Below are 6,123 nucleotides of genomic sequence, written 5' to 3' on the forward strand. Positions count from 1 at the left end.
TTCACCGCCTCGGGCTTCGTCCTCGGGCAGGACGCGCGCGTCATCACCGGCGCGCTCGCCACCTCCGCTACCGCGACGTCGGACGTCGGCGACTACGTCATCACCGACGGCGGGCTGGCGGCGGCGAACTACGTCATCGCCGCCGACCAAGGCACGCTCGCCATCGACCCGGCCCGGCTGACGGTGAAGATCGCCGACCAGTCGCGCACCTACGGGTCGTCGGCCTTCGACGGGCGCGGCTTCGCCGCCTCGGGCTTCGTCCTCGGGCAGGACGCGCGCGTCATCACCGGCGCGCTCGCCACCTCCGCTACCGCGACGTCGGACGTCGGCGACTACGTCATCACCGGCGGCGGCCTGACGGCGAAGAACTACGTCATCGCCGCCGATCCGGGCACGCTCGCCATCGACCCGGCGCGGCTGACGGTGGCGATCGCCGACCAGTCGCGCACCTATGGCTCGTCGGCCTTCGACGGCCGCGGCTTCACCGCCTCGGGCTTCGTCCTCGGGCAGGACGCGCGCGTCATCACCGGCGCGCTCGCCACCTCCGCTACCGCGACGTCGGACGTCGGCGACTACGCCATCACTGGCGGCGGGCTGGCGGCGGCGAACTACGTCATCGCCGCCGACCCGGGCACGCTCGCCATCGACCCGGCGCGGCTGACGGTGAAGATCGCCGACCAGTCGCGCACCTACGGGTCGTCGGCCTTCGACGGGCGCGGCTTCACCGCCTCGGGATTCGTCCTCGGGCAGGACGCCAGCGTCATCGCCGGCGCGCTCGCGACCGAGGCGACCGCGGGGTCGGACGTCGGCGACTACGGCATCATCCAGGGGACGCTCGCCGCGGCCAACTACGTGATCTCGAGCGATCCGGGCAACCTCGCCATCAATCCAGCGGAACTGCGGGTCAAGATCGCCGACCAGTCGCGCACCTACGGCTCGGCGAAATTCGACGGCCGCGGCTTCACCGCGACCGGCTTCGTCCTCGGCCAGGACGCCGGCGTGATCGACGGCCGCCTCGCCACGCGCGGCACCTCGACCTCAAACGTCGGCCGCTATGCGATCACCCGCGGCACGCTGGCGGCGGAGAACTACGTGATCGCCGCCGATCCGGGCACACTGACCATCGACCCGGCGCAGATGCGGGTGCGCGCGAACGACGCGCGTCGCGCCTACGGCGCAAGCAACCCGCGCTTCGACGTGAGCTATCTCGACCCCTTCGCGCCGGGCCAGAGCGCCGCGGCGCTCGGGTGGCGGCCGACGGTCTCGACGCCGGCGACCGCCGGCAGCGACGTCGGCGCCTATGTCCTGACGCCGGGCGGGATCGCGTCCGCAAACTATGCGATCGAGTACCTGCCGGGGCGGCTGACCATCGACCCGGTCCGGCTGAACCTCACCCTCCACGACGCCGAGCGGAACTACGGCGCCGAGGATCCGGTCCTCGGCTGGACCGCGAGCGGCTTCGTCCTCGGCCAGGGCGCCGAGGTTGTCTCCGGCGCGCCCGCCACCGACGCCACCGGAGCGAGCGGGGCCGGAACCTACACGATCACCACCGGCACGCTCGGGGCGCGGAACTACGTCCTGCCCGAGACGACCGGCCGCCTGACCATCACCCCGGCCCCGCTGACCGTCACGGCCAGCGACGCCGCCAGGGCGCAGGGCGCGCGCAACCCCGACTTCACCGCGCGCTTCGACGGCTTCGTTCGCGGCGAGGGCCTCGACGACCTCGGCGGGGCTCTCGTCCTCGCCACCGACGCCGACCGGACGAGCCCGGCGGGCCGCTACGCGATCACCGGCTCGGGGCTCGCCAGCGGCAACTACGCGATCAGCTACGCGCCCGGCACGCTCACCGTCTCGGCCGCCGGGCCGGCGCGCGCGCCCCTCGCCGCCGTCGACGACGCCTTCGTCATCCCCGAGCGCGGCCTGCCGCCCTATACCCCGGGCGACTCGGCCTTCCGCACCACCCGCTCCGAGGCGCCCATCGCCCGCGACAGCACCTTCCGCCTGACCTACTCGCTCGGCGCGGTCGTGCACACCGCTCCCGTCGACGCGGCGGAGACCGGCGGCTTCGTTCCCGCCGCCGGGTCAGCTTCGGGCGGGAGCGGCCCGACCGGCGTAGGCACGAGCGCGGGTGCCGGCTGCGGCGGCGCCGGCGCCGAAGGCGGCTGCGCCCGGACCCAAGTAGCAGAATCGTTCTGGACCACCGCCTTCCCGGAGATGACGCGATGACCTCCCGCCTCGTCCGCGCCGCCGCGCTCGCGCTCGCCGCCGCCCCGACGGCGCCCGCCCTCGCCCAGTCGCCCGGGAGCTTCCTTCCCGTCGCAAGCGCCGGCCGCGCCCCCGGTCTCGCCGTCGCCCCGGACACGCCGCCCCCGCCTGCGGCGCTCACGCCCGGCGCTTCCGGCCCCGGAGTGACGCTGCGCGGCGTCCGCCTAGAGGGCGCGACGGCGATTCCCCCGGGCGAGCTGGCGCCGCTGTGGGCGGGCCTCGTGGGAACCGAGGTCTCGATCGCCACGCTCGAGGAACTCGCCGCGGCGATCGGCGCCGCCTATCGCGCCCGCGGCTTCGTGCTCTCGCAGGCGGCGCTCCCGCCGCAGACCGTCGATGACGGCGTCGTCACCATCCGCGTGGTCGAGGGCTTCATCGCCGACGTCGCCATCGAGGGCGGGGCCCCGAACCAGAACGCCGCCGCCGCGACGCTGTTTGCGCCCGTCCCCGCCGACGAGCCGCTTCGGATCGAGACGCTGGAACGCGCCGTCCTGCTCTCGCGCGACTTCTTCGGCGGCGATGTCGAGACCATCCTCGAGCCGGCGCGCGACACCTTCGGGGCCGCCGATCTGACGGTGGCCGTCACGGAGAACCCCTACGACGGCTTCGTTTCGGTCGACAACCGCGGCTCGCGGCTCTATGGCGAGGCCTCCTTCGCCACCGGAGCGACCGCCTACAACCTGCTCGGCCTGAACGAGAAACTAGACTTCCTCGCCGCCGGGGCCTTCGACGGCTCGCTCGGCTTCGTCCAGGGCGGGATTTCCGTGCCCCTCATGGGGCTCGCCGGAACCTGGGCCGACGGCGCCACGCTGGAATTCGAGGCCGACTACGCCGACGGCCAGCCCGACCTCTCGAAGTCAGGCGCTCCCGACGCCCAGACGCTCACCACCAAGGAGACCAATCTCTGCCTCGCGGTCAGCATCCCGTTCATACGCACCCGGGCGCAGAACCTGCGCTTCGATCTCGGGCTCGACTGGCAGGACAGCGCGAACGTCACCGGCCTCGGCGCCGACGAGGTGACCGAGGATGACCGCCTCCTCGTCCTCGACGCCCGCCTCGCCTGGGACCGCGCCGACCGCTGGGGCGGCGTCAGCCTCGTGGAGGCGGGGCTGCGCCAGGGCATCGACGCCTCCGACACCGTCGTCGGCGGCGGCGTGTCGAACGGCGTGCCGGACTTCACCCTCGCCACGCTGGAACTCTCGCGCCTGCAACGCCTCGGCGCCGGACCCTGGGCGCTGTGGCTCGAAGGCATCGGCCAGTACGCGCTCGACGTCCTGCCGAACTCCGAGCGCTTCGGGCTCGGCGACGCCACGATCGGCCGCGGCTACGCGCCGGGCAACACCACCGGCGATTCCGGCTATGGCGGCCGGGCCGAGCTGCGCTATGGCGTCGACCCGGCGCGCCTCGGCGGGTTCGCCGAAGGGGCGGAACTCTACGCCTTCGGCGACTACGGGCAGGCCTACGACCGCGACGGCGACCGCGACGGCGCGCGATGGGAGACGCTGGCCTCGGCCGGCGCCGGCATCAGGCTCGACGTCAGGCCCTGGCTCACCGTCGTCCCGGAGATCGCCCGCCAGCTCGACGGGCGCGCGACCGACACCACCGACCGGCACAAGGAGACCCGCGTCTACCTGAGCGTGGTGGCCCGGTTCTGACCGGCGCAGCCGGAACCGGGCGTCCGCCTCCGGCGGGCGTCATGTCAACCCCGGCTGATCGGCTCGGTCGGTGCGGCGCGGGAACCCCAGCGATATCCCCGCCGATTTCGACCGTTGGCGAAATCGGCACGCGACTGCCCTTCCGAGGGCAGGCGCGTCCCGCGCCGCCAGGGCAGCCGCGCGCCGATGCGAGCCTTGGGGATAGGCCCCTCGGCCCGCGCTTGCGGCGCGGGCCGACCGGATCGCGCGGCGCGCCACTGGCGCCCCGCACAGTGCGATCCGGGGAGAAATCGGACGGGCGCAGCCGGGGGCTGCGCGAAGCAGGCCATGGCGAAGGGATCAGGCGGAAAGGGTATCAGAACCACTTGCCGGCGGTCATGTCCTCGGGCGGCGCGACGCGGGCGGCCGGGGCCGGGGGCACGGTGACGAACTGGCCCTTGATCCCGGCGTTCCACAGCTTCGCCCGGTCGAGAAGCTGACGTTCGGCGCTCTGCATCCGGCCGCGGGTCATCAGCACGCCGAGATCGGCGCCGTGGTAGCAGTAGTCCCCGGCGCCGTAGACCCGCAGATAGAACGCCTCGCTCTCGTCGCCGATCGAGGTGACGTTGAGGGCGGGGCGCATGAAGCGCACCACCCCGTCGGTCCCCATCTTCCAGATGCCCGAACGCGGGCCCTTGGTGATCAGCTCGACCTTGTCCTCGGTCTGCTTCAGGACGAGCTGGGTCCAGTTGTCGTAGTCGGTCCAGCGCGCCTGGACCGCGGCGAGGTCGATTTCCCAGTCGACGTCGAGGTACTCGAGCAGGTGGAAGAGGAAGAGCGGGCAGCCGCCATAGGTCGAGGTGACGAGGTTGGTCGGCGCCGTCGCGCCGGAGATGCGCGGGTTGAGCTCGCCGAGATAGACCTCGTTGGTGTCGGTATCGAGCAGGAAGTCGAGGCAGAACACGCCCTTGTAGCCCTCGGCGTAGAGACGGTCGCCGAACTTGCGGGTCATCTCGCGCACCTTGTCGGGAACGCCTGGCGGCAGGATGTCGGGGGCCATGTCGTTGCCGCACCAGCCGCCCTTGTAGGGGGTGATCTCCTCGAAGCCGGTGATGTCGGTCATCACCGGGCCGACCAGCGTGCCGTGGCGGGTGGCGCAGCCCTCGATGGTGCCGGGAAGGTGGTTGATGCGGCGCATCACCTTCAGCTCCTCGCCGCGCATCTTCGCGGCATAGCGGTCCCAGTCGTCCTCGGTCTTCACGAAGAAGGTCGTGCGCCCGCTGTCGCCGTAGGGCGTCTGCACCACCAGGTCGCGCCCGAGGCTGGCGCTGTCGGCGAGGGCGCAGAGCTCCTCCCAGTTCTTCGCCCGCCCCATCGTGTTCGGCGCCGAGGCGACGCCCGCCTCGTTGCCGAGCCGCGTCGTCTCGATCTTGCTGTCGAGGCGGTTCCTCAGCGCGTAGGGCGGCAGCGCGATGTCGACGCCGACCTCCGCGGCCAGCGCCTCGGTCTCCTCGTCGAACATCACGATCAGCGCCTTGCCGCGCTTGCGCCCGGCGATGTGGGCGCGGAAGTCGGGATGCGAGATCAGGTAGTTCGCGAGATCCTCCATCGACTTGAACACCGGCGCGCCGGCGGTCGAGGGGATGAAGCAGCGCGGATGGGCGCCTTCGAAGATGTCGAAGTAGTTGATGAACTCGAACGAGCCCACCCACTGGTCGAGGCCGAGCAGGTTGAACGGCATCGGCATGACCGCGTAGATCGGTGTCTCGTTGCGCCGGACGTAGCGATAGATCTCGCTCAGGCTGCGCAGCTTCGGCGTAGTCGCCATCCTTGTCTCCCTGTCCCTCGCACCGCTTCGCGCCGGGACCGTGCGACGAACGGCGGCGCGGCCCGGATCGGAAATCGTGACGCCGCGCGGGGTGGCGCCGTCAACCCCCCGCGTCGCGCCGCCGCGGTTCTTTCCGGTCAGCGCCGTCGCGGCGAGGTCGGAATGCCCGCGCAATCTCCTGACGGATGATCGCGCCCGAGATTCCAATGCGTCATACCGGCGAGTCTACGAGGCCACCCGGCGCAACACGGGCTAACACGCGTGATAGGCGTAACCGGGGCAAAAAGGTGGGCGGTTGTGTCGATAGGGGATCCACAAGCGCAGGGATTTCTGAATCCATGCGGGCATGGCAGGAGCCCCACCAGATATCGATGACTTGAACCTGGCGGGCCTCAG

3 protein-coding genes are annotated in these 6,123 nt (G+C 71.9%); 2 read left to right on the top strand and 1 reads right to left on the bottom strand.

Going from position 1 to position 6,123, the window contains the following annotated elements; all coding sequences use genetic code 11:
• Both KBA23_RS15115 and KBA23_RS15120 read left to right on the top strand, forming a co-directional pair.
• Nucleotides 1-2,226 (top strand): MBG domain-containing protein (locus KBA23_RS15115; RefSeq protein WP_290742578.1); only part of this gene is annotated, 2,226 nt, incomplete at its 5' end.
• Nucleotides 2,223-3,920, top strand: coding sequence for a POTRA domain-containing protein (locus tag KBA23_RS15120; RefSeq protein WP_290742580.1), 1,698 nt, complete (start codon nucleotides 2,223-2,225; stop codon nucleotides 3,918-3,920). The genes KBA23_RS15115 and KBA23_RS15120, both read left to right, overlap by 4 nt.
• A gap of 355 nt (nucleotides 3,921-4,275) precedes the next feature.
• Here the strand turns inward: KBA23_RS15120 and KBA23_RS15125 are convergent, their stop codons facing one another.
• Entirely contained in the window at nucleotides 4,276-5,727 is a 1,452-nt protein-coding gene (locus KBA23_RS15125) for a biotin carboxylase (RefSeq protein WP_290742583.1), read from the bottom strand.
• Nucleotides 5,728-6,123 lie beyond the last annotated feature (396 nt).

This window comes from Amaricoccus sp. (genome assembly GCF_017995835.1).
Lineage (GTDB): Bacteria > Pseudomonadota > Alphaproteobacteria > Rhodobacterales > Rhodobacteraceae > Amaricoccus.